At 35.9% G+C, this 26,255-nt stretch carries 27 protein-coding genes; 4 read left to right on the forward strand and 23 right to left on the reverse strand.

Going from position 1 to position 26,255, the window contains the following annotated elements; translation table 11 throughout:
- Positions 1-114: 114 nt before the first annotated feature.
- Positions 115-942 carry a glutamate racemase gene (gene murI, locus J3U09_RS09325; RefSeq protein WP_267357996.1) on the reverse strand — a complete coding sequence of 276 codons (828 nt, stop codon included), beginning with the start codon at positions 940-942 and terminating at the stop codon, positions 115-117.
- Positions 943-1,147: 205 nt separating this feature from the next.
- Between murI and metK the strand changes: the two genes are divergently transcribed.
- From metK to J3U09_RS09345, 4 genes are read left to right on the forward strand one after another with little or no spacing between them, the layout of a single operon-like run.
- Positions 1,148-2,299, forward strand: coding sequence for a methionine adenosyltransferase (metK, locus tag J3U09_RS09330; protein WP_065561847.1), 1,152 nt, complete (start codon positions 1,148-1,150; stop codon positions 2,297-2,299).
- Positions 2,283-2,786, forward strand: a complete 504-nt coding sequence (locus tag J3U09_RS09335; RefSeq protein WP_267357999.1) for a SprT family zinc-dependent metalloprotease — start codon at positions 2,283-2,285, stop codon at positions 2,784-2,786. Before metK ends, J3U09_RS09335 begins: the two co-directional genes overlap by 17 nt.
- A gap of 14 nt (positions 2,787-2,800) precedes the next feature.
- Positions 2,801-3,418: a hypothetical protein gene (locus J3U09_RS09340; RefSeq protein WP_267337634.1), complete on the forward strand. Its 618-nt coding sequence runs from the start codon at positions 2,801-2,803 to the stop codon at positions 3,416-3,418.
- Positions 3,412-4,254 (forward strand): 23S rRNA (adenine(2030)-N(6))-methyltransferase RlmJ, encoded by an 843-nt coding sequence (locus J3U09_RS09345; protein ID WP_267358001.1) that lies wholly within the window; start codon positions 3,412-3,414, stop codon positions 4,252-4,254. The genes J3U09_RS09340 and J3U09_RS09345 overlap by 7 nt, the downstream gene beginning before the upstream one ends.
- Before the next feature lie 69 nt (positions 4,255-4,323).
- Here J3U09_RS09345 and J3U09_RS09350 read toward each other — a convergent pair whose 3' ends face one another.
- From J3U09_RS09350 to J3U09_RS09455, 22 genes are all read right to left on the reverse strand, one after another.
- Entirely contained in the window at positions 4,324-4,695 is a 372-nt protein-coding gene (locus J3U09_RS09350) for a diacylglycerol kinase (protein ID WP_416380065.1), read from the reverse strand.
- Between the two features lie 18 nt (positions 4,696-4,713).
- Positions 4,714-5,673, reverse strand: a complete 960-nt coding sequence (accA, locus tag J3U09_RS09355; protein WP_065561842.1) for an acetyl-CoA carboxylase carboxyl transferase subunit alpha — start codon at positions 5,671-5,673, stop codon at positions 4,714-4,716.
- A gap of 220 nt (positions 5,674-5,893) precedes the next feature.
- Positions 5,894-9,373, reverse strand: coding sequence for a DNA polymerase III subunit alpha (dnaE, locus tag J3U09_RS09360; protein WP_267358004.1), 3,480 nt, complete (start codon positions 9,371-9,373; stop codon positions 5,894-5,896).
- A gap of 166 nt (positions 9,374-9,539) precedes the next feature.
- Positions 9,540-10,631: a glycerol dehydrogenase gene (locus J3U09_RS09365; protein ID WP_267358005.1), complete on the reverse strand. Its 1,092-nt coding sequence runs from the start codon at positions 10,629-10,631 to the stop codon at positions 9,540-9,542.
- A gap of 231 nt (positions 10,632-10,862) precedes the next feature.
- Positions 10,863-12,107, reverse strand: coding sequence for a beta-ketoacyl-ACP synthase II (fabF, locus tag J3U09_RS09370; RefSeq protein WP_065561839.1), 1,245 nt, complete (start codon positions 12,105-12,107; stop codon positions 10,863-10,865).
- Positions 12,108-12,260: 153 nt separating this feature from the next.
- Positions 12,261-12,494, reverse strand: coding sequence for an acyl carrier protein (gene acpP / locus J3U09_RS09375; RefSeq protein WP_025316503.1), 234 nt, complete (start codon positions 12,492-12,494; stop codon positions 12,261-12,263).
- 150 nt (positions 12,495-12,644) lie between these two features.
- Positions 12,645-13,379: a 3-oxoacyl-ACP reductase FabG gene (gene fabG / locus J3U09_RS09380; RefSeq protein ID WP_065561837.1), complete on the reverse strand. Its 735-nt coding sequence runs from the start codon at positions 13,377-13,379 to the stop codon at positions 12,645-12,647.
- An 18-nt stretch (positions 13,380-13,397) separates the two neighbouring features.
- Positions 13,398-14,333, reverse strand: a complete 936-nt coding sequence (fabD, locus tag J3U09_RS09385; RefSeq protein WP_065735198.1) for an ACP S-malonyltransferase — start codon at positions 14,331-14,333, stop codon at positions 13,398-13,400.
- Positions 14,334-14,368: 35 nt separating this feature from the next.
- Complete coding sequence (locus tag J3U09_RS09390; RefSeq protein WP_065561835.1) at positions 14,369-15,322, reverse strand: beta-ketoacyl-ACP synthase III; 954 nt, start codon at positions 15,320-15,322, stop codon at positions 14,369-14,371.
- Between the two features lie 4 nt (positions 15,323-15,326).
- The gene (plsX, locus tag J3U09_RS09395) at positions 15,327-16,373 is read right to left on the reverse strand and encodes a phosphate acyltransferase PlsX (RefSeq protein ID WP_081303428.1); all 1,047 of its coding nucleotides are present in this window, start codon (positions 16,371-16,373) and stop codon (positions 15,327-15,329) included.
- Between the two features lie 33 nt (positions 16,374-16,406).
- On the reverse strand, positions 16,407-16,574 hold the full coding sequence (gene rpmF, locus J3U09_RS09400; protein ID WP_267358007.1) for a 50S ribosomal protein L32: 168 nt from the start codon (positions 16,572-16,574) through the stop codon (positions 16,407-16,409).
- A gap of 4 nt (positions 16,575-16,578) precedes the next feature.
- The gene (gene yceD / locus J3U09_RS09405; protein WP_267358009.1) at positions 16,579-17,088 is read right to left on the reverse strand and encodes a 23S rRNA accumulation protein YceD; all 510 of its coding nucleotides are present in this window, start codon (positions 17,086-17,088) and stop codon (positions 16,579-16,581) included.
- A 296-nt stretch (positions 17,089-17,384) separates the two neighbouring features.
- The gene (locus tag J3U09_RS09410; protein ID WP_267358011.1) at positions 17,385-19,304 is read right to left on the reverse strand and encodes a BglG family transcription antiterminator; all 1,920 of its coding nucleotides are present in this window, start codon (positions 19,302-19,304) and stop codon (positions 17,385-17,387) included.
- 3 nt (positions 19,305-19,307) lie between these two features.
- The gene (gene dagF / locus J3U09_RS09415; protein WP_267358013.1) at positions 19,308-20,048 is read right to left on the reverse strand and encodes a 2-dehydro-3-deoxy-phosphogluconate aldolase; all 741 of its coding nucleotides are present in this window, start codon (positions 20,046-20,048) and stop codon (positions 19,308-19,310) included.
- Positions 20,048-21,187 (reverse strand): DgaE family pyridoxal phosphate-dependent ammonia lyase, encoded by a 1,140-nt coding sequence (locus tag J3U09_RS09420; RefSeq protein ID WP_267358015.1) that lies wholly within the window; start codon positions 21,185-21,187, stop codon positions 20,048-20,050. The genes dagF and J3U09_RS09420 overlap by 1 nt, the downstream gene beginning before the upstream one ends.
- Positions 21,165-22,301 carry an amidohydrolase/deacetylase family metallohydrolase gene (locus J3U09_RS09425; RefSeq protein WP_267358017.1) on the reverse strand — a complete coding sequence of 379 codons (1,137 nt, stop codon included), beginning with the start codon at positions 22,299-22,301 and terminating at the stop codon, positions 21,165-21,167. The genes J3U09_RS09420 and J3U09_RS09425 overlap by 23 nt, the downstream gene beginning before the upstream one ends.
- A gap of 49 nt (positions 22,302-22,350) precedes the next feature.
- On the reverse strand, positions 22,351-23,004 hold the full coding sequence (locus J3U09_RS09430) for a DUF4310 family protein (RefSeq protein ID WP_065561829.1): 654 nt from the start codon (positions 23,002-23,004) through the stop codon (positions 22,351-22,353).
- Positions 23,005-23,022: 18 nt separating this feature from the next.
- Positions 23,023-23,775 carry a DUF4311 domain-containing protein gene (locus J3U09_RS09435; protein ID WP_065735203.1) on the reverse strand — a complete coding sequence of 251 codons (753 nt, stop codon included), beginning with the start codon at positions 23,773-23,775 and terminating at the stop codon, positions 23,023-23,025.
- A 15-nt stretch (positions 23,776-23,790) separates the two neighbouring features.
- Complete coding sequence (locus tag J3U09_RS09440; protein ID WP_065561827.1) at positions 23,791-24,087, reverse strand: DUF4312 family protein; 297 nt, start codon at positions 24,085-24,087, stop codon at positions 23,791-23,793.
- 13 nt (positions 24,088-24,100) lie between these two features.
- Positions 24,101-24,469, reverse strand: coding sequence for an SFCGS family glycine-rich protein (locus J3U09_RS09445; protein WP_065561826.1), 369 nt, complete (start codon positions 24,467-24,469; stop codon positions 24,101-24,103).
- Positions 24,470-24,514: 45 nt separating this feature from the next.
- Positions 24,515-24,844 (reverse strand): PRD domain-containing protein, encoded by a 330-nt coding sequence (locus tag J3U09_RS09450; protein WP_065561825.1) that lies wholly within the window; start codon positions 24,842-24,844, stop codon positions 24,515-24,517.
- A 321-nt stretch (positions 24,845-25,165) separates the two neighbouring features.
- Positions 25,166-26,074, reverse strand: a complete 909-nt coding sequence (locus J3U09_RS09455; RefSeq protein ID WP_267358018.1) for a TPM domain-containing protein — start codon at positions 26,072-26,074, stop codon at positions 25,166-25,168.
- Between the last annotated feature and the right edge of the window lie 181 nt (positions 26,075-26,255).

Raw genomic sequence — 26,255 nt, forward strand, 5'->3', positions numbered from 1 at the left:
CCAACTTCATTATCGCCTGCTTTCGCTGACGCCGTGTCAGTGGATGCGCATTATAGGCACTTCTTTTTTTTTGGCAAGTGAAAAACAGCAATTTATTAATCGTTCGAATAAGCTTTAATCATCTAATACACTAATTCTCTGATATTTATCAAGATTATATTTAGATAATTTTTCCATCAATTTTTTAACTTGTTGGTTACATAATGTGCTCAAGACAATATTGTCTGTTGAAGATTGTGCTGTAACATTCTTTAGATCAAATCGCTCATTAAGTAATGAATAAACTCGAGAAGCGATCGCATTTCCCGAATCAATAAAAGTCGTATTAGGGAAAAGTAGTTTAAGTTCATCTTTAATAAATGGATAATGAGTACAACCAAGCACAATTGTATCAGGAATGACTGGTAGATTGAGCCATGGCTGCATTAGCATCTCAAGTTGCTGCATATCAACAGCAATGCCTTGTAATTTATTCTCTGCTATATAAGCTAATTCAGATAAACCAAGCAATTTAACATTACAATCAGGAGCAAACTCTTTAATTAAATTACTTGTATATGCTCTTTGAATTGTAGCTTTCGTCGCTAATAACCCAATACATTTATTTTTAGTAATCATGCTTGCAGGTTTAATTGCAGGTACAACACCGACAATAGGAAAAGAAAACTTTGAGCGTAAACTAGGTAAACAAATAGTACTTGCGGTATTACATGCAATGACGGCTAAATCAATTGAATATGATTCTATAATTGTATCTATTATATGACTTACTCGTTTAATTAAAAATTCAGAGGATTTGTCACCATAAGGAAACATCTCATTATCAAAGGCATAGATATACCGTAAATAGGGTATTTTATTGTAAATTTCATTATAAATAGATAACCCACCAATACCCGAATCAAAAACTAATACTGTTGGAGTTTTTTTTACAATATTCATATGCAGTTAACGAAGGTTAAAAAATTAATCGAGCCATATCCTAAATTGATTAAAATTTTATGCAAGCAATTTTGTTTAAGGTAGTACTGGCTTTTTACAGAATAAATCATTAAAATAGACGTCTAGATGGTAAAACTGCCAAACATAAGTATTTCATACGATTATATTTAGAGCATTGCTCTAAATAAGTTAAAGAAGGTAACACATGTCAGAATTTTTATTTACTTCAGAATCTGTATCAGAAGGTCATCCTGATAAAATAGCCGATCAAATATCTGATGCAGTTTTAGATGCTATCTTAGAGCAAGATCCTAAAGCTCGAGTGGCTTGTGAAACTTACGTAAAGACTGGTATGGCATTAGTTGGCGGAGAAATTACAACTTCTGCTTGGGTAGATATTGAAGAATTAACTAGAAAAACGATTAATGATATTGGTTATACCAGCTCAGAAATGGGGTTTGATGCTAATTCTTGTGCTGTTCTAAATGCTATTGGTAAACAATCACCAGATATTAATCAAGGTGTTGATCGGCAGAATCCTTTGGAACAAGGGGCTGGTGACCAAGGTATCATGTTTGGTTATGCTACAAACGAAATGCCTAATTTAATGCCTGCAGCAATTAGTTATGCCCATGACCTTATGCAACGCCAAGCTGAAGTGAGAAAAAATGGCACCCTCCCTTGGTTAAGACCTGATGCAAAAAGCCAAGTTACTTTAATTTATCAAAACGGAAAAATCCAAGGTGTTGATACTGTGGTTTTATCAACCCAGCATTCAGAAGGTATTGAACAAAAAGCTCTACATGAAGCCGTCATGGAAGAAATCATTAAACCAACGTTACCAACGGAATGGCTAACTTCAAGAACAAAATATTTTATCAATCCTACAGGACGTTTTGTAATTGGTGGTCCTATGGGAGATTGTGGTTTAACCGGCCGAAAAATTATTGTTGATACCTATGGCGGTGCAGCACGTCATGGTGGTGGTGCGTTTTCTGGAAAAGATCCTTCAAAAGTAGACCGTTCCGCTGCCTACGCAGCAAGATATGTTGCTAAAAATATTGTTGCAGCGGGACTTGCAGATAAATGCGAACTACAAGTTTCTTATGCAATTGGTGTTGCTAACCCAACATCAATTTATGTCAATACTTTCGGTACTGAAAAAATTGAGCATAATAAAATTATATCTCTAATTAAAGAATTTTTTGATTTAAGACCTTACGGATTAATTCAAATGCTAGATCTCATCCAACCAATTTATCAAAAAACTGCAACTTACGGCCATTTTGGTCGAGATATATTCCCTTGGGAAAAAACAGATAAAGCAGCCATTCTTAGAGATGCAGCAGGATTATAAACGAATTCCAATTTATCTCCATAATCAAGTATTGGCTTGTTTAAGAACTCACTTAACTCAAGCCAATAATATATTAAATACTAATTATAAAGAACCCAAAGTCAGTTATAAACCTAAAGGTAGTGTTGCTGGATGCGCTTTTTTAACTCGCTGGGAAATTCAACTCAATAGCATAATGCTTAATGAGAATGGAGAAAAATTTGTTAATGAAGTTGTTCCTCATGAATTAGCACATCTCATTACCTTTCAAAAATTTGGAAAAGTAAAACCACATGGACAAGAATGGCAATATATCATGTCTGAAATAATGAAAAAGGAACCTAAAGTTACTCATAATTTTAATATTAAACGTAACGAATATGTCTATATTTGTAATTGCCAAGAACATTATTTATCACCAATACGACATAACAAAATTCGAAAGAATAAAACTAGTTATCAATGCCGTAAATGCGGTACTATACTAAAACTTAAAATATCTATTTAATTTTGAAGTAAAACATGCCTAATTTTGATACACATTTTTACAAAAGTTCCACGATTATTGTTATTTTAAGCTTTTGTTTATATATAGCAGGTAACTTTTTCATTCCATTGTATGGAAAATTGACAGTTAGCTTGGTCGAACATTTACAGTCTCTTTTCTTATTATTTATGTGCTGTTACACATATTTATATGCTAAAAAGGTCAAGAATCATGTAAATCTTTACAAATTTTGGGTTTGGACAATTTTCTGGTGGTTTATGCTTTTTGGCAGAGGAATCAGCTGGGGGCGTGACTTTTTCCCTGAGGTACCCCGTTTCTACTATAAAATAATTGCTGGTATCTTAATTGGAATACCTTTTTTAACAATATTTTTACCGACAATCCGTCAAGAGATTGTTCGCCGTTATAAATTTGAAAAAATTCCTGTCTGGCACATCTTTTTTGCATTTCTCTTTTTAGGAATTGCAGATATTGCTGAACATCATCGTATTGGTCATCAATTTTTAGTCCTAAGTAACGAAAGAAAAGATCTTATTGAAGAGTTAATGGAAATACCTTGTCTTTTAAGTCTTGCATTAATAACTTTTTATATGCAAAAAAATGAACAAGAGAGGTTAAACAAGCCATGTTAAGCTATCGTCATAGCTATCACGCGGGAAATCATGCAGATGTGTTAAAACACATTGTATTGACGTTATGTATTAATGCATTGAAAGAAAAAGAAAAGCCTTTTTTATATTTAGATACACATTCTGGCGCTGGTCGCTATTTACTACAAAGTGAACATGCTGAAAAAACTGGAGAGTTTTTATCAGGAATCAATTTAATTTGGCAACAATCTGATACGCCAGAACTACTTAACACCTATTTATCTGTTCTGAAGCGTTATAATCCTTTCGATAATTTAAAATATTATCTAGGCTCACCTTTAATTGCTAAGCAATTACTAAGAGAGCAAGACAAATTTAATCTTACTGAACTTCACCCAACTGACTATTCCTTATTAAGACAAGAATTTAGTAAAGATAAGCGAGCTAAAGTATTTAAAGAAGATGGATTTGCACAACTCAAATCAAAATTACCCCCTGAATCACGACGTGGTATTATTTTGATAGATCCATCATATGAGATAAAAGATGATTATCAAAAAATCCCAAAAGCATTAATTGAAGCATATAAACGTTTTGCAACCGGGGTTTATTTAATTTGGTATCCAGTTGTCTCTAGAACTCAAACACAAAAGATGATTGAGCAAATTATTAATTCAGGTATTAAAAGAATTTCACAATTCGAATTGGCAGTAAAACCCGATAATAATCAGAAGGGAATGACAGCTTCAGGTATGATTGTGATTAATCCACCTTGGAAGTTAAATGAGCAAATGCACACAATTATGCCTTGGTTAAAAAACATTCTTGATACAGAGAAAACAGGAAATTATCTTATCAAAGAACTTGTTAGTGAATAATTTAAGCTATTTTTAAGTTAAAAATGCGAGATTTTCTCGCATTTTTTATTAAAACTTCAAAAATCTCTACTAAGGGAAGAAATGGCAAGCAAAGAGATAAACCCATAATATTAAAGTCAAAAGTAATGAAAGAAAAACAGCCGCGGAGCCATAATCCTTTGCTCGACCAGATAATTCATGTCGCTCACTTCCAATTCTATCAACCACACATTCAATGGCACTATTAATGAGTTCAACTATCATCACAAAGCCTATTGAACCAACTAATAAAATTCGCTCATAAATAGAAAAATCAATAAGCATTACAATAATATAAGCAAGAATTAACAAAATTAATTCTTGTCGGAACGCTGCTTCATTTATGATAGCTGATTTAAATCCCTTTAATGAGTACTTCGTCGCATTGATAATACGTTGTAGTCCTGTTGCTTTTTTCACAATAACTTCCCAAATTTAAAATTATCTTACATAGCCATAATTCATCAGACGCTGGAACCTTCTTTCAAGAAGCACAGGCAACTCCAAACTACCTAATTCATCAAGATCAGATAATAATTGCTTTTTAAGTGAGGCTGCAACAGCACTATAATCTCGATGAGCACCACCTAAAGGTTCAGGGATAACTGCATCAATAAGTTTTAGTTTTATCAATTTATCTGCAGTCATATTCATTGCTTCAGCCGCCACTGGTGCTTTATCTGCGCTCTTCCAAAGAATAGACGCACAACCTTCAGGAGAAATAACAGAATAAGTGCTATATTGGAGCATATTAACTTTATCGGCCACACCTATTGCAAGTGCTCCACCAGAGCCACCTTCACCAATAACAGTACAAATTGTTGGTACATTTAAACGAGACATTTCACGTAAATTACGAGCAATCGCCTCAGCTTGCCCCCTTTCCTCTGCGCCAATACCAGGATAAGCACCTGGTGTATCAATAAAGGTAATGATAGGTAATTTAAATCGCTCAGCCATTTGCATTAATCTCAATGCTTTACGATAACCTTCAGGAGCAGGCATACCAAAATTACGATAAATTTTTTGTTTAGTTTCACGACCTTTTTGGTGACCAATAACCATAACAGGTCGGTCATCAATACGAGCTATTCCACCAACAATTGCTTTGTCATCTGCGTAAGCTCTATCACCGGCCAGCTCATCAAAGTCGGTAAAAATTTCATTAATATAGTCCAATGTATAAGGGCGATTAGGATGTCGGGCTAATTGAGCTACATCCCAAGGTGATAAATTTGAAAATATCTTCTTAGTCAACTCACGACTTTTTTGATTCAACTGTTTAATTTCTTTATCTAAATTGATATCCAATTCAACTTGTTGCGAATCAATATTCTTTAAGGAATTAATTTTTGCTTCTAATTCCGCTATCGGCTTTTCAAATTCCAAAAAATTATTCATAACGCTTATGATTGCCTCTTGTATTAATTGTATTTAGTTAAAATACATTACTAAATTTAGTATACTGACTATTTATTAAAATAAAATTAAGTCAATTTTACTATGTAATAATCATTGAAGTCACCAATATTTATTATTAATGAACATCAACATTCCAAATGGCACAGCTAGCTTTTAATAGGTTAACTGCAACCATTAAATAAAAAAATCTGTTTTTTAATTAATCAAATTCAAAGTCCACTCGCTCATTTCCTAATAAAGTTTTCAACTCTATTATTAGCGCATCTTCAGGCACAATCCGCCAAGTTGTACCAAATTGAAGACGTACTACAGAATCTTCTCTATGATAATAGAGATTAATCGGGACACTACCATGTCGATAAGGTTCTATAATTTGTTGTAATCGCTGTAAAATTGGACGGTTAACTTCAGCGTCAGATAAGGTTAAAGATAATCCTTTAACATACTTAGCCCTAGCATCTTTTAAGTCGACAATATCGCGAACCGACATCTTAAATCCGCCATTAAAATCATCATGACTAACTTGACCTGAAACGATTAAAATTTTATCTTTCACTAACAAATGACCAAACTTTTCTAATGCGTCAGAAAAAAGCAAGCCATCAATTCGTCCAGATCTATCGTCTAAAGTGAATAATCCAATCTTATTACCTTTTTTAGTTATTCGAACTCTGGCATCAACAACAATACCGGCAAATGTTGCCATTTTCCCCCATCCAGTTGGAGCCGCTTCACTTATTCTAACTCCACCAGAATATCGATTAAGTTCTTTTAAATATTGCGTAACTGGATGGCCGGTTAAATATAAACCTAAGGCTTCTCGTTCACCTTCAAGTAATACTTGTTCGGGTAATTCAGGAACAGCAGCATAAGCATTTTCAACTTGTTCTGGCTCCTCAGCTAATACACCAAACATATCTTCTTGCCCAATAGTTTGAGCTCTAGCATACTGATCTGCTGCTTGCATGGCGTCATTGATACTATGCAAAATAGCCGCTCTATGAGGACCTAATTTATCAAAAGCTCCAGCCATAGTTAATTTCTCTAACACGCGCCGATTGATTTTCTTCATATCTGTTCGAGCACAAAGCTCAAAGATATTTTTAAAATAACCACCACTATTACGTGCTTCGACAATAGCCTCAATTGGGCCCTCACCAACGCCTTTTATTGCACCAATACCATATACAATTTCGCCTTTATCATTTACATGGAAATGATAAAGACCACTGTTAATATCAGGAGGATTTACTTGCAGCCCCATTCTTAAACACTCATCAACAAGACCCACAATTTTATCTGTATTATCCATATCAGCAGTCATTACGGCTGCCATAAATTCGGCTGGGTAATGCGTTTTCAACCATAATGTTTGATATGAAACGAGTGCATAAGCAGCTGAGTGAGATTTATTAAAACCATATCCGGCAAACTTCTCAACCAAATCAAAGATATGCATGGAAAGTTCACCATCAACACCTTGTTTCTCAGCGCCTTCTTTGAAGACCGAACGTTGTTTGGCCATCTCTTCTGGTTTTTTCTTACCCATTGCTCTTCGAAGCAAATCGGCGCCACCAAGTGTATAACCAGATAGCGTCTGAGCAATCTGCATAACTTGTTCTTGATATAGGATGATACCATAGGTCGGTTCTAAAATTGGTTTAAGTGATTCATGCTGATGATTTATATCAGGATATGATACCTCCTCCCGACCATGTTTACGGTCAATAAAATTATCTACCATGCCTGATTGCAACGGACCCGGTCGAAATAGCGCAACTAAAGCGATCATATCTTCAAAACAGTCAGGTTTTAAACGTCTGATCAAGTCTTTCATTCCGCGCGATTCCAGTTGGAATACAGCTGTTGTCTCAGCTTTTAATAATAATTGGAACGATTCTTCATCATCAAGTGGTATGCGAGTAATATCAACTGGTGGTTTTCCATCTTTTAATCGGCGCTCATTAATCATTTTAACAGCCCAATCAATAATGGTTAAGGTCCGTAACCCTAAAAAGTCAAATTTAACAAGCCCTGCGTATTCAACGTCATTTTTATCAAATTGTGTTACTGGGTGATGACCTTCGGGATCGCAATAAATAGGAGAAAAATCGGTAATCTTAGTCGGAGATATTACTACACCACCGGCATGTTTACCTGCATTTCGAGTTACCCCTTCTAATTGTCTGGCGATATCAATGAGAGACTTAACTTCTTCGTTGTTATCATAAAGCTCTTGAAGTTGAGGCTCAACTTCAAATGCTTTAGCTAATGTCATACCCGGATCAAGTGGAATTAATTTTGAAATACGATCAACAAATCCATAAGGATGACCAAGAACTCGTCCTACATCGCGAATAACTGCTTTAGCAGCCATTGTACCAAATGTAATAATTTGAGATACTGCATCGCGACCATACATATCAGCAACGTGATCAATAACCATATCACGCTTTTCCATACAAAAATCAACATCGAAATCCGGCATTGAAACCCGTTCTGGATTTAGAAAACGTTCAAAAAGTAGGTCAAATGCTAATGGATCTAAATCAGTTATCTTTAGAGCATAAGCAACTAAAGAACCGGCTCCTGAACCACGTCCTGGGCCAACAGGAATATCATTATCTTTTGACCATTGAATAAACTCCATGACGATCAAAAAGTACCCAGGAAAGCCCATTTGGTTTATTACGTTTAATTCAGTTTCTAACCGCTCATCATACTCAGGACGTCGCTGTTTTCGAACTTCTAGATCAGGAAAAAGAAACTCAAGCCGCTCTTCTAAACCTTCACGTGATTTATGCACCAAAAAATCTTCGGTTGACATATCACCCGTAGGAAACTGTGGTAAAAAATATTCGCCGAGTCGAATAGTCACATTACATCGTTTAGCTATTTCAACACTATTTTCCAATGCCTCTGGAATATCGGAAAACAATTTGCACATTTCTTGTTCCGATCGTAAGTATTGCTCGGATGAATAGTTTTTCGGCCTACTTGGATCTTCAAGTGTATTACCATCGTGGATAGCTACTCGAATTTCATGCGCTTCAAAATCAGAAGATGATAAGAAGCGCACATCATTAGTCGCCACAACCGGTAAGGAATATTGTTCAGCGAGTTTAATTGCGCTATGAATAAATAACTCTTCATTGGCGCGATTTGTACGGACTAATTCAAAATAGAAATGTTGATTAAAATTTTCTAAATAGTAAGTGATCGCCTCATCAATAATCGCTTGATTATCGCGAATAACACCAATACCAATATCACTTTCACGACCAGCTAATATGATTAAACCTTCTCGATGGATAGTTAGCCATTCTTGATCAACAACAGGCATATCACCAATATAGCCTCGCTGATAAGCTTTTGAAATTAATAAGGTAAGATTTTGATAGCCTGTATTATTAGCGGCTAATATTGTTAATCGATAAATATCATCACTTAGTTGTGAACTTTTAATTGCTAAGTCAGCACCAATAATGGGTTTAATGCCTTTTCCCATGGCTGATCCATAGAACTTAACTAGCCCACAGAGATTGGTAAAATCAGTAATTGCAAAAGCAGGCATTTGCAATTTACTTACTTCATTGACTAAAGCACCAACTTTAGCGATACCATCAACCATTGAAAAATCGCTATGCAAATGAAGATGAATAAACTTAGGTTCGGTCATATTTACCAAAAGTAATTACACAAAAAATTAGCCACAATTATAGCACAAACCAGACGAATATTCTTATTGCTTTATTTATCAAAATAATCGACTAATAAAACAATAAATAAAACTTCCGTTATAAAGAACGGAAGTTAATCAAATTAGTCTTAAAAATTATAAAAAGTTATTTGCGCCGTAAACCTTCAGCATTAGCTGCTTTTATCGCAGCAAATACTGTTTCTGGAGAAATTTCTGCAGGAGAATTATGAATTGATTCACCTTCAGCACAAGCTAAAATTGCCACTTGCATCAAATCATCATCGCTAACATTAGCTAATCCAATTTCTGCTAGCGTAGTTGGCAATCCAACTGACTCACAAAAATGATAAACAGTCTCGATCATTTCAGGATCGCTATCGATTAGCATTAACATAGCAAGCGTACCAAATGCTACTTTTTCACCATGCCAATAATTATGCGTTGCTTCTAATGCTGTAAATCCATTATGAATGGCATGGGCAGCTGAAAGCCCACCACTTTCAAACCCCAATCCTGAAAGAAGTGTATTAGCTTCAATTACATGTTCTAGGGCTGGAGTTACGACTTTTTGTTCACAAGAATTTTTAGCCTGAACACCATAGTTAAGTAATATTTCAAAACAAAATTTTGATAACGCAAATGCAGTCATTGGACCTGGTCTTCCAGTCATATTCCCAGCTTTTGATTGTCTACAATCTTCGGCCTCAAACCATGTTGCTAAAGCATCTCCCATACCGGCAACTAAAAATCTTACAGGAGCATTAGCGATAACTTTTGAATCAACTAATACTACATCAGGATTTCTAGGTAACACAAAATATCTTTTAAATTCACCAGTTGGCGTATAAATTACTGATAAAGCACTACAAGGTGCATCTGTAGAGGCAAGCGTAGGGACCACAACACAAGGGTAGTTAATAGTTGCTGCAACCGCTTTCGCTGTATCAATAACCTTCCCCCCACCTATACCCACAATCGCATCAATATTTTGAGATTTAGCTAACTCAATTATCCTTGCAATCTCTTCATCGCTACATTCTCGATTAAAAATATCGACGATACTTTCAATATTACCTGATAGTGATTTTTCGATAGTTTTAGATAAGTTTTTATGTGCAGATGGACTTTCAAGTAATAATGCTTTTTTTCCAAGCCTTGCTAACTCTTGGCCTAGGCTATTTTCAATTGCATTAAAACCTTGAATGTAACGATTTGGAAAAAGTGCAGTAGTAATCATAATAACAGCTCCTAAAAAATAAAAAATCCTGCATAGATAAATCTTATTATTTTAAGAAATATTTCTATCTATATTATTAGATTAAAACATACGCTTTTATTATTAATATACTACTAAATATTTTAAAAAATGAGGTGTATGCCACATTTTTTATTGTGAAATGTATTATTGAAAAATGAAAAAAGGAAATAGTTACTTCCCATCACCAAATCGTGATGGGAAAAATGGAGATTAAATCTTCTTGAATAAGACTGAACCGTTAGTACCACCAAAGCCAAATGAATTACAAAGAGCATATTCTAAGTTTTTCACTTGACGAGCTGTGTGTGGAACATAATCAAGATCACATCCCTCATCAGGATTATCTAAATTAATTGTTGGAGGAACAGCCTGATCACGTAATGCAAGTACAGTAAAAATAGACTCAACCGCACCAGCTGCACCTAATAAGTGCCCAATCATTGATTTAGTTGAACTTACCATTACTTTGTTGGCATTTTCTTTAAAAATGCTTTTAACTGCTTGAGTCTCAGCTTTGTCACCAGCAGGAGTTGATGTACCATGAGCATTAATATAACCAATATGTTCAGGTGTTATTCCTGCATCACGAATCGCACATTTCATAGCTAATGCCGCTCCGCTTCCATCCGCTGGAGGTGAAGTCATATGATAAGCATCACCACTCATACCAAAACCAACTACTTCAGCATAAATCTTAGCACCACGCTTTTTAGCATGTTCATATTCTTCTAGGAACATGATACCTGCACCGTCACCAAGCACAAAACCATCACGATCTTTATCCCATGGTCGACTTGCAGCTTTTGGGTTGTCATTATTAGTTGACAATGCACGCGCAGCCCCAAAACCACCGATACCAAGAGGAGTACTCGCTTTTTCACCACCACCAGCTAACATCGCATCGGCATCACCATATGCAATCATACGCGCTGCATGACCAATATTATGTACGCCAGAAGAACAAGCGGTAGCAATAGTAATACTTGGACCTTTTAATCCGTAAATAATTGATAAGTGGCCAGCGATCATATTTACTATAGTCGATGGTACAAAGAAAGGACTAATTTTACGTGGTCCACCATTAACTAATGCACTATGATTTTCTTCAATTAATCCTAGTCCACCAATACCTGAACCGATAGCACAACCGATTCGCTCTGCATTTTCTTCCGTAATTTCAATACCCGCATCTTGCATTGCTTGCATACCTGCTGCAATACCGTATTGGATGAAATAATCCATTTTACGAGCATCTTTACGTGAAATATTATAATCTTCGCCATCAAAGTTTTTAACCATCGCTGCGAAGCGCGTTGCAAAAGGGGCTGTATCAAAGTGTTCTATAAGTTCTACACCACTTTGACCTGCTAATAAAGCTTGCCAAGTAGAATCAACTGTATTACCTACTGGAGATATCATGCCCATTCCAGTAACAACAACTCTGCGTTTAGACACATTGCCCTCCAGAAAAGGATTGAAATGAAATTTGAATCATTGAAAATTTTTTATGAGTTTTCAAAATTGAATTGGAATCCACTCTATAAAAATAGAGATATAAATACAAACTAGGCGATCATTTGACCGCCTATTATGAAAACTCTGCTAACCTTATTGATTTGCAGTAATATAATCAATTGCTGATTGTACAGTTGTAATTTTTTCAGCTTCTTCATCAGGAATTTCAGTATCAAATTCTTCTTCTAAAGCCATAACTAATTCAACTGTATCAAGAGAGTCAGCGCCAAGATCTTCAACGAAAGAAGATTCATTTTTAACTTCATCCTCTTTAACACCAAGTTGCTCAACAATAATTTTCTTAACTCGCTCTTCAATAGTGCTCATACTCTTTTTTTTCCTATAAATATCGCCGAAAGTGGCGGTGAATGTAAGTTTATAAAATGTTGAAAAAGATGCCAATCATTTTTCAACCCAATTGCTTATTTTTTGTTCAAAACGTGAAATTATTGACTCATTTTACACTATTCTGATCAATTACACCATATACATGCCGCCATTGACATGTAAAGTTTCACCCGTAATATAAGATGCCTCATCAGAAGCAAGAAACGCGACTGCATTAGCAATTTCAGCGGGTTCACCTAAACGCCCTGCTGGCACTTGTGCTAATGTTAACGCCTTTTGTTCATCAGTCAATGCTTCTGTCATATCAGTTGCAATGAACCCTGGTGCTACCACATTAACCGTAATACCTCGAGATGCAACTTCACGAGCTAATGATTTACTAAACCCAATCAATCCAGCTTTTGCAGCCGCATAGTTAGCTTGGCCTGCATTACCCATAGTACCAACAACAGATCCTATAGTAATAATTCTACCATAACGTTTTTTCATCATAGTACGCATTAATGCTTTTGATAAGCGGAATACAGACGTTAAATTAGTATCTAAAATATCTTGCCACTCATCTTCTTTCATTCTCATTAATAAATTATCACGAGTGATACCTGCATTATTAACGAGAATATCAATATCACCAAATTCCGTTTTAATTGTATTAATAACTGATTCAATAGATCCTTCATCGGTCACATTTAGTGCTAAACCTTTACCTTTAGTGCCTAAATATTCACTTATGGCTTGAGCACCTTTTTCGGTTGTTGCAGTTCCAATAACGGTTGCGCCACAAGCAACTAATTTTTCTGCAATTGCCTTCCCGATCCCACGGCTTGCGCCAGTAACTAAAGCAATCTTTCCTGATAGGTTCATAACTACCCCTTTTACCTTCTATTTAGTATTTTCTATCGCAACATCTAATGATGCTTTATCATTAACAGCATAAGCCGATAATGAATCAACGATTCGTTTAGTTAAACCAGTTAAAACTTTGCCTGGTCCGATTTCAACTAACATTGTTACACCTTGTTTTGCCATATCCTCTACTGTTTCAGTCCAACGAACAGGGCTATATAGCTGAGCGATTAATGCTGTTTTGATTTTGTCTGCTGATGTTTCAACTTTAACATCAACATTATTAATTACTGCAAATTTAGGGGCATTGAATGTGATATTATTTAATGCTACCGCTAATTTATCAGCGGCTGGTTTCATCAAAGCACAATGTGAAGGCACGCTAACTGCCAGTGGTAATGCTCGTTTAGCGCCAGCCTCTTTACACAGAGCACCTGCTCGTTCAACCGCTTCTTTGTTACCCGCAATAACAACTTGACCTGGTGAATTAAAATTAACTGGTGCAACGACTTGACCTTGAGCTGCTTCGTCACAAGCTTTACGGATCGAATCGTTATCTAAACCAATGATAGCAAACATTGCCCCTGTACCACTTGGTACAGCTTCTTGCATTAGTTTTCCACGTAGCTCAACTAATTTAATTGCATCTTTAAAATCAATTACGCCAGCACATACCAATGCTGAGTATTCGCCTAAACTATGGCCTGCCATAAATTCTGGTTGAGCACCATTAATACTTTGCCAAACACGGTAAATAGCAACAGATGAAGCAAGTAATGCTGGTTGAGTTTGCCAAGTTTTATTTAATTCCTCAGCAGGACCATCTTGCACTAAAGCCCATAAATCATAACCTAGCACTTGTGAAGCTTCATCAAAAGTTGACTTCACAATTGGATAGTTTTCAGCAAGATCTTTTAACATACCTACAGCTTGTGAGCCTTGTCCTGGAAATACCATTGCAAATTTGGTCATTTTGAAATCCTTGATTACTTAAAATAAGTTATAAATTAAAATTTAACGAGTGCAGAGCCCCAAACGAAACCACCGCCGAAAGCTTCTAACAATATTAACTGCCCTCGTTTAATACGGCCATCTCGCACACCTGCATCTAAAGCGCAAGGTACCGATGCAGCAGAAGTATTACCTTGTTTATCAAGCGTCACAATAACCTTACTCATATCCATATCAAGACGTTTAGCCGTAGCTGAAATAATTCGTAAATTAGCTTGATGAGGAACTAACCAATCTAAATCTGATTTATTAAATGCATTCTCGGATAATAGCTCATCGACTAAATTTGAAAGTTCTTTGACTGCAATTTTAAATACTTCATTGCCATGCATTGTCATATAAACTGGATCATTAAGTGAACGACGATCGACATATGGATATTTTAACAATTCACCATAACGACCATCAGCATGAAGATGAGAAGCAATAATTCCTGGTTCTTGTGAAGCACCCACTACAACAGCTCCTGCACCATCACCAAAAATAATAATTGTCCCGCGATCACTTGGATCAACACCACGAGTTAACATATCTGAGCCAACCACTAAGGCATATTTAATTGCACCACTCTTCACATATTTATCCGCAATATCAAGCGCATAAATAAATCCTGAACAAGCAGCTGATACATCAAATGCAATTACATCACCCAGATCCAATTTGGCCTGTAATTCAGTAGCTGAACTTGGAAAAGCATTAACCGATGTTGCTGTTGCAACAATAATCAAACCAATCTCTTGTTTATCGATTTTCGCCATTTCAATCGCATTAATCGCCGCTTCATAAGCCATACTAGTAACGGTTTCATCGGGTGCAGCAATGCGTCTTTCTTTAATACCAGTACGGGTAGTTATCCATTCATCACTAGTATCGACCATCTTTTCAAGATCGGCATTGGTTCTTATTTGTTTTGGAAGATAGCTTCCTGTTCCTAATATCTTTGTATACATCTAATTATTCGCTCTTAGGTAGTGCAGAAGAAAGACTATTGGCAATCTTCTCAGGTATATTCGTTTCGATAGCTAAAATAGCTTGCTCAATTGCTGCAAAAAATGATTTTTGATTGGCACTACCGTGACTTTTAATCACAATACTTTGAAGTCCAAGTAAACAGGCACCATTATATCGTCCAGGATCTAAATAACCAAAATTTTTTACTATTTTTCGTTGAAGCCATTTACTCAAAAATTTCATAATTAATGAGTTTTGCCCTAATAGCATTTTAAATGATGACATGAAAATTTTGATTAATCCTTCTACTGTTTTGAGCGTCACATTACCAACAAAACCATCACAAACAAGCACATCAGTTTTACCGGTCAACAGCTCATTGCCTTCTAAATAACCGATATAATTAATTTGATCATTGGCTTTCAAAATAGACGCCGCAGCACGAATTTTATCTAGCCCCTTAATATCTTCTTCACCAATATTAAGCAGAGCAACGCGCGGATTTTTAATATGAAGGACTGATTTTGCTAGTATTTCGCCCATTATGGCAAACTGCACTAGCATATCACTATCGCATTCTGCATTAGCACCTAAATCAAGCACAACAGTATTTTGGTTATTTAACGCAGGAATGGTGGCAACTAATGCCGGGCGATCGATACCAGTTAAAGAATGCAACAACAACTTAGATAGCCCCATCAACGCACCAGTATTACCGGAACTGACACAAGCCTGAGCCTTACTACTTTTCACTAACTCTAATGCAATCCTCATTGAGGAACCTTGGCTATGCCTAATTGCATATGATGGTTTCATATCGTTAGCGATGATCGCAGTAGATTCAGTTAACATCAAACGACCATTTTCTTGATATTGAGTAACCAGCTTTGCATTTTCTTTAGACAAAAAAAAGCCAACTTCCTTTAAATCACCGACAAGAAAGATAGAAAGGTTTGGATAATGGTGTAATGCTTGAATTGCAGCAGGAACAACAATACGAGGACCGAAGTCCCCGCTCATAGCATCTAACGCAATGGTTAGATTATCCAAAATGTCACCTGAAGATTTCTAGTTACTAAATAATTATTTAGTAATCACTTTACGACCGCGATAATAACCATCAGCGGTTACGTGATGACGTAAATGTGTTTTACCTGATTCATCAACTGAGATATTAGCAACAGTTAATGCATCATGAGAACGACGCATACCACGTTTTGCACGAGTTTTACGATTCTGTTGAACAGCCATGGATTTACCCCTTATTCTTTAAACTAACTAAAATTGCAAATGGATTTGGTTTTTCATTCTCCGCTGGAATTTCACCAAATATCATATCTGCCTCTGACACTTCGCAGTGTTTACTATCATGCACCGGCGCAATTGGTAATGAGAGAATAATTTCGTCCTCAATTAACGCTAATATATCTACTTCACCAAACTCGTTAACTAAAACGGGTTCATAATGTTCCGGTAATGCCTCTGCTTGAGCATCGCTCTTAACAGGGCTGAATTTATTCATCACATGGACTTCAGTGATAAAAGGTTTAAAACAACGCTGACAAATCAACTCAAGCGTCATTTTTGCATCAATGGTGATAACGCAAAGTCTTTGTTCATCATAATCAAAAGATAGATGACATTCGATATCACTTTTTGGACTTTCAATCCTCGTTGCACTTTTTGCTGGATAATATCCAACATAATCAAGTCTTTTTTGTGCTGCTTTGATTGGGTCAATTGTTAATGGTAATTTATTTTGCATAAGATATGCATGTCTACCTTAAAAATTATTAAGTGCAGCTAAAAACCACACAAAGCCATAAGGCGCGCATATTACCTTTAAATCACTGTTTCGTCAATGGGTAAGCACAAGATAATTTGTTTTCATTATTAATTATTCCTTTAATATTTATCATTTTTATTTCCTGACATTAGTATAAGAAAAAAAAGTTGAGGAGCGGGGTTTTTTAATATCCAAAATCGTTATTTATTTGATCATTGAAATTCTATTCACTTAATAGAAATCGCTTTCCCAATTTCAAATTTAAAGCAAATTAATTATGATAGCCGCCCAAAACTGTCTTTTACTATGGCTTGAAAATCATCGAAATTTCGACTATTTAGTAACCGCTTAGTTGATCTTTCTTTAACAAAATTAACCACTAAATTATAGATTCGCATCGCATCTTCATATTCATCTTTACTGATTGCTAATAAGAAAATGACATGCGCAATCTCATTTTTATTCCATTCAATACCTTGAGGAGCCAAAATAGTTGTTACCACTGTCTTTTTAGCCAACAACCCTACTGAATGGGGAATAGCAATATTTTCACCAATTAAGGTTGATACAATATTCTCTCGCTCCACCACCGATGAATGAAAATCTGATCCAACATATCCTGATTTCTCAAGGCGCTGACAAATTATCTGAAACAGTTCATTTTGTGTCATTGGCTTATCAATAATTAGGAAAAACTTTTCATTAAAAAAGCGCTCAATAATATATGGCATTGTGCGATCTACCATAGATAATCGCCCTAATTGTTCAAGTTGATAAGGTGTTGGAAATGGCGCTATTTTTACTATTTGCTTATCTTTTTCGGTCAAGCGAACGGTAGAGACAACAAAATCTTCCTCAATATGAGTTAACTGCTCGTATTCTCGATAAGAAAGCGTTCGTTTAATTAAAATATGAGGGAAATCTCGTTTAATCTTTGATTCAATCATACGCAAGGTGGCATTACCTAATTCACTAACGAGTAAAATTTGCACTAATCTTTCATATCCAGCACTATAGTTACGCTCTAATGCGACGCCTATATGAATTGCTAAATAACTAATTTCATCTTCAGTCATTTTAACATCAGTAAATTTATGAATATTCGCTAATGCTGATAAAGTAATATCATAGGCAAAAGGGTAATATTGCTTAATTTCATGTAGTAATGGATTGGAAGTATGAATTTTATACTTGATCCGAGATAGCATCGATGAAATATGGATTAACATATCTTGGCGAAGTTTCATGTCATCTTTCAAATTATAGTGATAAGAATCATTGATATAAGACAAGATATGTTCAAATAACTCTAGACTTTTAGCTTGATTAGGTGATTGCATAATAGTGCGCGACATAATCTGCACACATAAATAATTAAATTCAGCATCTGAAAGTGCACTGCCTAAAAAATAAGAAAAGCCTTCAGAGACCTCTCGTGCAGCTCCAATTACTGTAGAATCAATATGATCCACTTGATAGTCCAATAATTCATGACCTTGCGTAATTCTAGTTATCGAGACTGCACAACAATAGAGCAAATACCCTTGCCCTTCCGAAGTTAATTTCAATTCAAAACGTTCAAACTGGTCTTGTAATAGGCTTTCAAGATACTCTAAATCAATATCAGGCAATATTGCCTGTATTAAACGATTAACATTGATAGTATCGCCCGTTATATGGTGTTGCCATAGAATATCAGTTAAACAAGCTCGGATAGCTGATTCCTCTCCGACTAATCGCATACCAGAATAAGGACGATTATCGAGTGATAAATGGTATTTATCTAAATACTGCTTAACTTCAATAACATCATTTTGCAATGTATTACGGCTTAAAAACCATTCACCAGCAATATCATCCAATTTTACAGATTTAGATTGTGTTAAAAATGCAATAAGTAAGGCGGAAACGCGTTCTTTATTAGTGCGAGGAACCCGTTCCATTTGCTGAACGATGGGTATTGTTGCATAAAGGTTAGAATCAACTATTACAAGGCGATAACCAATATTTTTAATATAATCAACCTGCGCACCATAAGTTTGTAACACATCATTTAAAGCAGAAATATCCGAACGAATAGTTCTTATCGATACTGAAAAACGATTTGCTAGCTCTTTTTGAGGTAGCAATTCATTTTTTATCGTATCAAAAATATAAGCTAATCGTTGATAAGGGAATAGCAATTTAGATGCCATTACTCATCCTGCTAATTTTTGCGTAATAGCTAAAAGTTGTTTAACATCTTCAGTTCTTGTCGCACCAGTTTCTTTATCAATAATTGACGTATAAATATGTGGAATCACTTTTTTTACACCTGCATCTAAAGCAATTTTCAAAATGGCTTCATAATTGTCTAAATCTATTCCCCCTGTAGGTTCTAAATAAAAATCAAATTCAGCACAGCATTTAGCTACATATTCATATTCATCTACATGTTTTAAACCACCCATAGGAAAATATTTTATAGAGCTCCCTCCCATATCTTTTAATAACGCAATAGCGGTTTCAACAGGTACGATTGCAGCGGGTGATTTTGAACTTAATGATCCGGTTGCGATATTAACTAAGCCCACTTTACCTGTTGGTGATACAAGTCCATTGATTACGGTTTCTTTTTGCCCTAATAAAGCGCGACTTGTTCCTACTCCAGTAAAAACTTGATTGACATGTTGAGGCTGAAGAACGGCTGATATTTCAGACACCATGTTAGATTGATTTGGATCACCCGCGCCAAGGCCAACTGAAATTGCATTATCAATGGCTAAAGCATATTTTTTCATATCAATGATTGCTTGCTCATTATCTGGATAGTTTTTTGATAAGACGCCAACAACAACATAAGTTTGAGCAGCTTCATAAATAGCACGCGCATTATCAATTGAATTGGCTAGTACATTCAAACAAACACGGTCATTAAAATAATTTGGTGTTAATTGCATTATTTTACTCCTTGGATAATTTTTTTAATTTTGTTATAGATAATATCAAGCTGTTCGGCAGTGACACTGCGAACATCTGCATCTACTTTGCCTTCATTGGCCTTATATTCCCTAAAATAGACTGCAACTTCACCTTGCTTCATCAGCTCAATCATTTCAATTGCGGTTTTACCAATAACTTTTGAATCAAATGATATTTCGGCTCGAGCAATATCGCGCCCTGCACCATCCCAAACAACTTTTGCTGATATGCCATCAATTGAATTTAATTTTTCAATAAATGGTGTCATTTTAGAAACCATTTCTTGTCCAGTTTCTTGTTTTGGATCATTAATATATAATTCAATAGCCTTTGTTAAACCTAAAATACCTTCTTTCCCCACTTTCATTGGTCTTCCAATACCTTGAGACTGAAGTTTAAGCCACTCAATTGCTTGATGACGACCAATGACTAATCCACTAGTCGGCCCTTCAATTGCTTTTGCACCACTATAGATAACTACATCCGCACCTTGTTGATAATAGGCTTGCAAATCCTCTTCTGCAGCAGCATCAACAATTAATGGAATATTATATTTTTTGGCAATCGTGGCGGTTTGAGCTACGGATAACATACTTTTTTGCACGCAATGATGTGATTTAACATATAAAATAGCTGCAGTATCAGGATTAATTAGTGATTCAATATGCTCTGGTTTACACTCATTCGCATACCCCGCCTCAACGACAATCCCACCACCCAAAGACACCATCGTACCGATAGGAGCACCAAAATTAACGTTATGTCCTTTGGGAACTATAATTTCACGAGGTACATATTTATCTGAACTATGGAGATTAAATAGCAGATCACGATCATCTTTAACAATTAAACCCGCGACAGCTTGCGCAATTCCAGCAGAAGCACAGGACACAACTACAGCATTTTCTACATTAAGTAATTTAGCAATGTATTGACCTGTTTTATCAACAAGATCTTTTATTTCAAAATATTCATTCAAACCATGAGATACGGTATCTACCACTTCTGCTCTAGGGGTTGATACACCTAAAATAGTCATTCGCCCGGAAGCATTAATCACTTTTTTCAAATGGTATTTACTGTATATTTCTTTTTCAGTTTGAGATTCTGAGCTCATTTTTACTACCTTCTTGTATTATTTCAATAATATTATTAACGATAGAAGCCAAAGGAACAAACTGCTCATGACATTCACGCACATCACCTTCTGAATCAGTAAACAAAACAGTCTGCTTTCTTACATCAAAAATAGTCAAATCAGCATCATAGCCAATTGCTATTTCTCCTTTGTTTTTTAAATGTAATATTTGTGCTGCATTTTTCGTCACACTATCTATAATTCTAGTTTTGCTATATCCTAAACAAATAAATTTACTCATGACATTAGCCAAGCTAAATACTGGGCCTTGTAAGCGATTTTTAGAATAAATATCAGAACTGATAGTGTTAGGATAAACATCTAAACATTTAGCGCGCTCGGCAACAGCAAAACTAAAACTTTCACCGCCATGACCAATATCTAAAATGACGCCACGCTCAATAGCGCGTTTAATTGAATCTCGCAGATTATTTTGTTTATCGAATATTTGATTTGGTTTACCATTAAAACAGTGAGTAATAATGTCGCCTTTAGTTAATAAATCTGCAATTTCATCAAGTTCAGGAGGATTATTACCAACATGAATCATCAGTGGTAAACCAGTCTTTTTCTGCATCTCTTTCGCTTTGATTAATGGTAAAATACCATTGTCACCAACAACGCTACGGCTCATCCTAACTTTTATTCCAATAATAAAATGAGGATATTTAGCGAGTGATTTGTCAAATAACGCAACATCAACATCTTGCATATCAGCAAGCTCATTTTGCCTTATTAAGCCAATTTTTGAGATATTTAAAAAAGAATAAACATGAGTTTTAGCTTGCATAGCTAAATCATAAAACTCATCAATATCTAGGGCACCAACACTGCCGGCGTCAACAACTGTCGTCACCCCAGCCTTAACACCAATTAGATCGGGTTCATCATGATATATAGGTGAGCGCGCAAAGCAGTGAGTGTGAGAATCGATCCAACCAGCACTGATATAGTGTTGACTTTTTAGATCCAACACCCGTTCAGATGGGGCTGTTATATCCTTGCCAATTTCAACAATTTTGCCATGGTTAATAGCGATATCAGTTACTGAATCATTAATAAGTTTGGCATTTTTTATAATTAAGTCATACATAATTTAATCCAACCCCTCCACCATGTTATAAATAGAGGGGAACATGACGTTATATAATTGGGAAGATACCACCAAAGATCATGGCACCCAAGATTGCACCACCCGTAATAGGCTTTTTCCACACATAAAATAGTAGTGCACCAAGCAGTGAACCTATACCGATTGGAATAGAAGCAACCATAGCTGATAAAATAATCATTGGACCAAGAAATCTACCTGAAGCATTCCCCGCGCCCATCATGACATCAGCCCCAAAGGTTGAGCCACCGCCACTGTTAACGGTAAATTTACGTATCAGGATGATAATTAAGCCTATTGCTAAACCGAGAATTAAACCTGTTACTAATGCCACAAAAAAATTCTCAATTGGCAATGTATAGCCACCAGCCAATAACAGCGCAGGTACCCCTAAACCAATACCGGTTTGTAGTGCACCGCCGATATCAAGGATACCAACTAGCGATCCTTCAATAACACGTGCAAATAAAAAGCTCGCCCCAAAAGCTGCTACAGCGCCATAGTCGCCCGTTGTCATTCCTGATTTAAGCATTGCAACAAAGGCAATTTCATTAAAAGCGCCAATACCATATACATAGAAAGTATGCGTCCCAGCAAAAATACCAGCAGAGAGTAATCCACAAAGAATAGGGAAAGACCAATCTGCATACCAAAAACTTTTATTAATGGTTGTTTGAGTATTCATAATGTGTTGTTCCCTATATTATTTAAACCAATAAGACAAACCATCTCGAAATGAATTTATCATCTTCATATCAAAACCACGGAAATATCCGCTCATGACAAATAAGATGATTACTGCAACAAGCATGATTTTCATTACTCGATTCCAACCACTGTCATCTACACCTTTGCCAATCAAGATTCCCAGAACTAATCCTGGCACTGCATTACCCATAATTAATTGGGCAAGGCCACCAAACAATGTCCCCCAAAAACCACTTCTTCGACCAGCATCTAAGGCAGCTAACCAGAAAATAACTGGCATCACTGTAGCCACAAGCAAATTCGCAGCTGGAACTAGGACTTTTGTTGCAGTAATTTTTAATGAATCAGGAATAACTGATGTCGTTGTATTTAAAAATAACACAACAATCACACCGATAAATGCGCAAGCAAACGCCATTTTCTTAGGATCATGTAGCGTTTGAGCTAAATTTCGGTTCTTTATCATCAATAATGCAGCGCCCCAGTTTGGGATAATACGATGATCAACATCTTGCGTGAATGAACCCGCAGCAACTGATGAAGCCCATGCATTAAAAAAGAATCCTAAACCAAATGAAAAGTGAGCAGCTGGATCACCCTCACATGAATTGAGCTCACCTAGGGTACGAAATGCCCCCATACCTTGATAGGTTGGAGCATGAAACATTCGAGCCGCACCCGCTCCTACTCCAAATCCACACAGTCCACCAATTACAATAGACTTTAACGCTATAATTAGAATTTCCATGACTTTCCTTTTACGTTATTTAGAGATAAATTTAATATCGCTTAGATCGATAAACGTAACATTTACTGATACATCAAGAGTGATGTCATAAAATGCTTTTTTTCTAGGTAAAAAGATAAATAAAAAACGTTCTGTAGTTATCTTTTCTGTAGCAGAAACAACACTAATATCTAGGGGTTCAATTCGTAACATTACATTATTCGTATTTTTAAGCACCTGTTTCTGCACTTGACTTAAGGCTATGGCAAATGCACGCTGCTTTGAATCCCCTTGCCCGGTTACTCTTACTTGTATCTGCTCAGTTTTTTTCATATTTCAAACCTATTTAAGAACGAGGGTATTTTTTTAAAAATGCTTGGGCGATACGCTGACCAAGCTCTACCGTATCCATAAAACCAAAACCAAGCACTTTACAACCATCATTAATCGCAGTTTCACCTTCTTCAATCGAACGCATACCATGTCGTTGTGAATAACCATACTTATTTTGGGCTGTTATCGCACCCGCGCCACCACTTCCACAAAACGAAAGCCCTAAATCCGCATTTTCTTGATTCATCACATCACCTAATTTCATATCGGCGGCCATACCTGGTATAACAATTGCGCGACATCCATCAATAGAATTGATTCCTTCTGCAATTTTTTGTCCTTTTCCCATTCTATCGCCGATTACGATGACTACTTCAGCCATAATTGTTCTCCTATTAATTATCGTTTTTTATATCTAGTAACTTGTTTAGTTGGCCATGGCCACCTCATAATGAACAGCCAATAAATAAACCTCTTCCATTGGAAGATTATTGAATAGTTCTACTGTTTTACGCGAAAGAGCTAAAGCTTGCTCTGATAATTCATCAAATATAGTGGGATCGACTTCGGGGAGTTTTTCTAAAGTTTTTGCTCTTTCTACCATCGCTTTAACATGTGATAACAGCATCGCTTTTTGCACATCATTTTGAGTGATTTGATGCTCAGCTAACCAATGATTAATGATTTTTATCGTTTGCTCAGTAACAACTTCGGGATCTAAATCATCTTCGACCATTCGGAATTGTGGCATAGTCATTATTATTCTCTTGTTTATTTATAAGATGACTTAGCCTAAATGAAATAACAATCAATGTGGAGAGAGACTTTTTCCTATTGCAAAAGGAAATTTATTGTCATGATGAGTGAGCTCTGTAACTAACAAGGATTGTCGTGTTGGACAAGTAATTGAGTAAATTGATTTTAAACTTAATCATTAAAAACGATTAAAAACGTCATTAACACCCTAAATTAATATTAAAAAACCCCGTTCCTCAACTTTTTTTATGGTGACCTGGGTTTTTATGTTAAAGCTGAATTTTGTGGAGAAGATATATAACCAAGATCGTTTTATTAAAAATTACCAGCTACCGGAGGCACCACCTCCACCGCTAGAACCTCCACCGCCGCCGCTAAAGTCGCCGCTATCGCTAAAACCACCGCTAGAATCACCAAAATCGTCACTTCCTCCGTGACTATTTCCTCCTCCGCCAGCTCCAGGAGTTAAAAAGTTGCTAACCAGAAGGCTGAAAAAAAATACGACAAACATTATAACAAACAGAAAAAATGCTATCTCAAGTATATATTCCACATGCCAAAGAGTGTATCCAGCAACAGATAATGCGTTAAATAAACCAGTACGAAAACATTGTTTGGTTTTATCTTTACGATACAATAATTTGGCAAGTATAAAACAAATAACGAATGACACCAGCGCATAATAAGCGAAGTTTTCTGTAAATAACTGTTCAATCCTAAGGCCTTGTTCATTATCTTCACAATTCGGGGCAGGATTATCGATTTTTTGTTTCAGCACAGATAAGGCATTATCAATACCCTGATAATAGTTATTTTGTCGAAATTGTGGTGCTAATTGCTCACGAATGATTTTACTGGCCACTAAGTCGGTAATAGTTCCTTCAAGCCCATAGCCAACCTCAATTCGCATGAGTTTATCGTCTTTTACAATAAGCAATAAAATACCATTGTCTTGTCCTTTTCGACCGATTTTCCATTGAATAAAGACTCTATCTGCGTATTGTTCTACCGTTTCATCATCCAGTTTGGGAATCATTAAAACTGCTATCTGGGCACCATCTGTTCGAGGCTTTTCAAAGCCAATTAGGCTTGATTCTAATGACTCTTTTTGAGAATCGGTTAAAGTATGAGTCGTGTCGATAACACGATGTGCAAATTCCGGGATGTCAGTTAGCCCATAACAAAACCAACTGAATATTAACAATAAACTACTTAGAAAATATCTTTTCATTGTATTTTTTGCCTTATGATTAACAACGCTAAATAAAATTTTACTTTTTACAACAAACATTTAATTGCGATCCATTTAATAAAGCGTTTAGACAAGATATCATTGGTTAACTAGAACTAGTATATAGCCGAATCATAATCTTACTATTAAAACTTAATGAGTATTATCTTTGTTCATCTCA

The organism is Gilliamella sp. B2889 (assembly GCF_026536885.1).
Classification (GTDB): Bacteria; Pseudomonadota; Gammaproteobacteria; order Enterobacterales; family Orbaceae; genus Gilliamella; species Gilliamella apicola_E.

Coding starts and splice junctions, on each gene's coding strand:
- J3U09_RS09365 (WP_267358005.1), bottom strand. CDS start 10,631: ATGATTACTACTGCACTTTTTCCAAATCGTTACATTCAAGGTTTTAAT.
- fabD (WP_065735198.1), bottom strand. CDS start 14,333: ATGACCAAATTTGCAATGGTATTTCCAGGACAAGGCTCACAAGCTGTA.
- J3U09_RS09410 (WP_267358011.1), bottom strand. CDS start 19,304: ATGGCATCTAAATTGCTATTCCCTTATCAACGATTAGCTTATATTTTT.
- J3U09_RS09450 (WP_065561825.1), bottom strand. CDS start 24,844: ATGACTATGCCACAATTCCGAATGGTCGAAGATGATTTAGATCCCGAA.
- fabG (WP_065561837.1), bottom strand. CDS start 13,379: ATGAACCTATCAGGAAAGATTGCTTTAGTTACTGGCGCAAGCCGTGGG.
- murI (WP_267357996.1), bottom strand. CDS start 942: ATGAATATTGTAAAAAAAACTCCAACAGTATTAGTTTTTGATTCGGGT.
- acpP (WP_025316503.1), bottom strand. CDS start 12,494: ATGAGCACTATTGAAGAGCGAGTTAAGAAAATTATTGTTGAGCAACTT.
- dnaE (WP_267358004.1), bottom strand. CDS start 9,373: ATGACCGAACCTAAGTTTATTCATCTTCATTTGCATAGCGATTTTTCA.
- J3U09_RS09335 (WP_267357999.1), top strand. CDS start 2,283: ATGCAGCAGGATTATAAACGAATTCCAATTTATCTCCATAATCAAGTA.
- J3U09_RS09445 (WP_065561826.1), bottom strand. CDS start 24,469: ATGGCTGAAGTAGTCATCGTAATCGGCGATAGAATGGGAAAAGGACAA.
- J3U09_RS09440 (WP_065561827.1), bottom strand. CDS start 24,087: ATGAAAAAAACTGAGCAGATACAAGTAAGAGTAACCGGGCAAGGGGAT.
- J3U09_RS09435 (WP_065735203.1), bottom strand. CDS start 23,775: ATGGAAATTCTAATTATAGCGTTAAAGTCTATTGTAATTGGTGGACTG.
- J3U09_RS09455 (WP_267358018.1), bottom strand. CDS start 26,074: ATGAAAAGATATTTTCTAAGTAGTTTATTGTTAATATTCAGTTGGTTT.
- J3U09_RS09390 (WP_065561835.1), bottom strand. CDS start 15,322: ATGTATACAAAGATATTAGGAACAGGAAGCTATCTTCCAAAACAAATA.
- J3U09_RS09340 (WP_267337634.1), top strand. CDS start 2,801: ATGCCTAATTTTGATACACATTTTTACAAAAGTTCCACGATTATTGTT.
- dagF (WP_267358013.1), bottom strand. CDS start 20,048: ATGCAATTAACACCAAATTATTTTAATGACCGTGTTTGTTTGAATGTA.
- metK (WP_065561847.1), top strand. CDS start 1,148: ATGTCAGAATTTTTATTTACTTCAGAATCTGTATCAGAAGGTCATCCT.
- J3U09_RS09425 (WP_267358017.1), bottom strand. CDS start 22,301: ATGTATGACTTAATTATAAAAAATGCCAAACTTATTAATGATTCAGTA.
- accA (WP_065561842.1), bottom strand. CDS start 5,673: ATGAATAATTTTTTGGAATTTGAAAAGCCGATAGCGGAATTAGAAGCA.
- rpmF (WP_267358007.1), bottom strand. CDS start 16,574: ATGGCTGTTCAACAGAATCGTAAAACTCGTGCAAAACGTGGTATGCGT.
- J3U09_RS09430 (WP_065561829.1), bottom strand. CDS start 23,004: ATGAATACTCAAACAACCATTAATAAAAGTTTTTGGTATGCAGATTGG.
- J3U09_RS09420 (WP_267358015.1), bottom strand. CDS start 21,187: ATGAGCTCAGAATCTCAAACTGAAAAAGAAATATACAGTAAATACCAT.
- J3U09_RS09345 (WP_267358001.1), top strand. CDS start 3,412: ATGTTAAGCTATCGTCATAGCTATCACGCGGGAAATCATGCAGATGTG.
- yceD (WP_267358009.1), bottom strand. CDS start 17,088: ATGCAAAATAAATTACCATTAACAATTGACCCAATCAAAGCAGCACAA.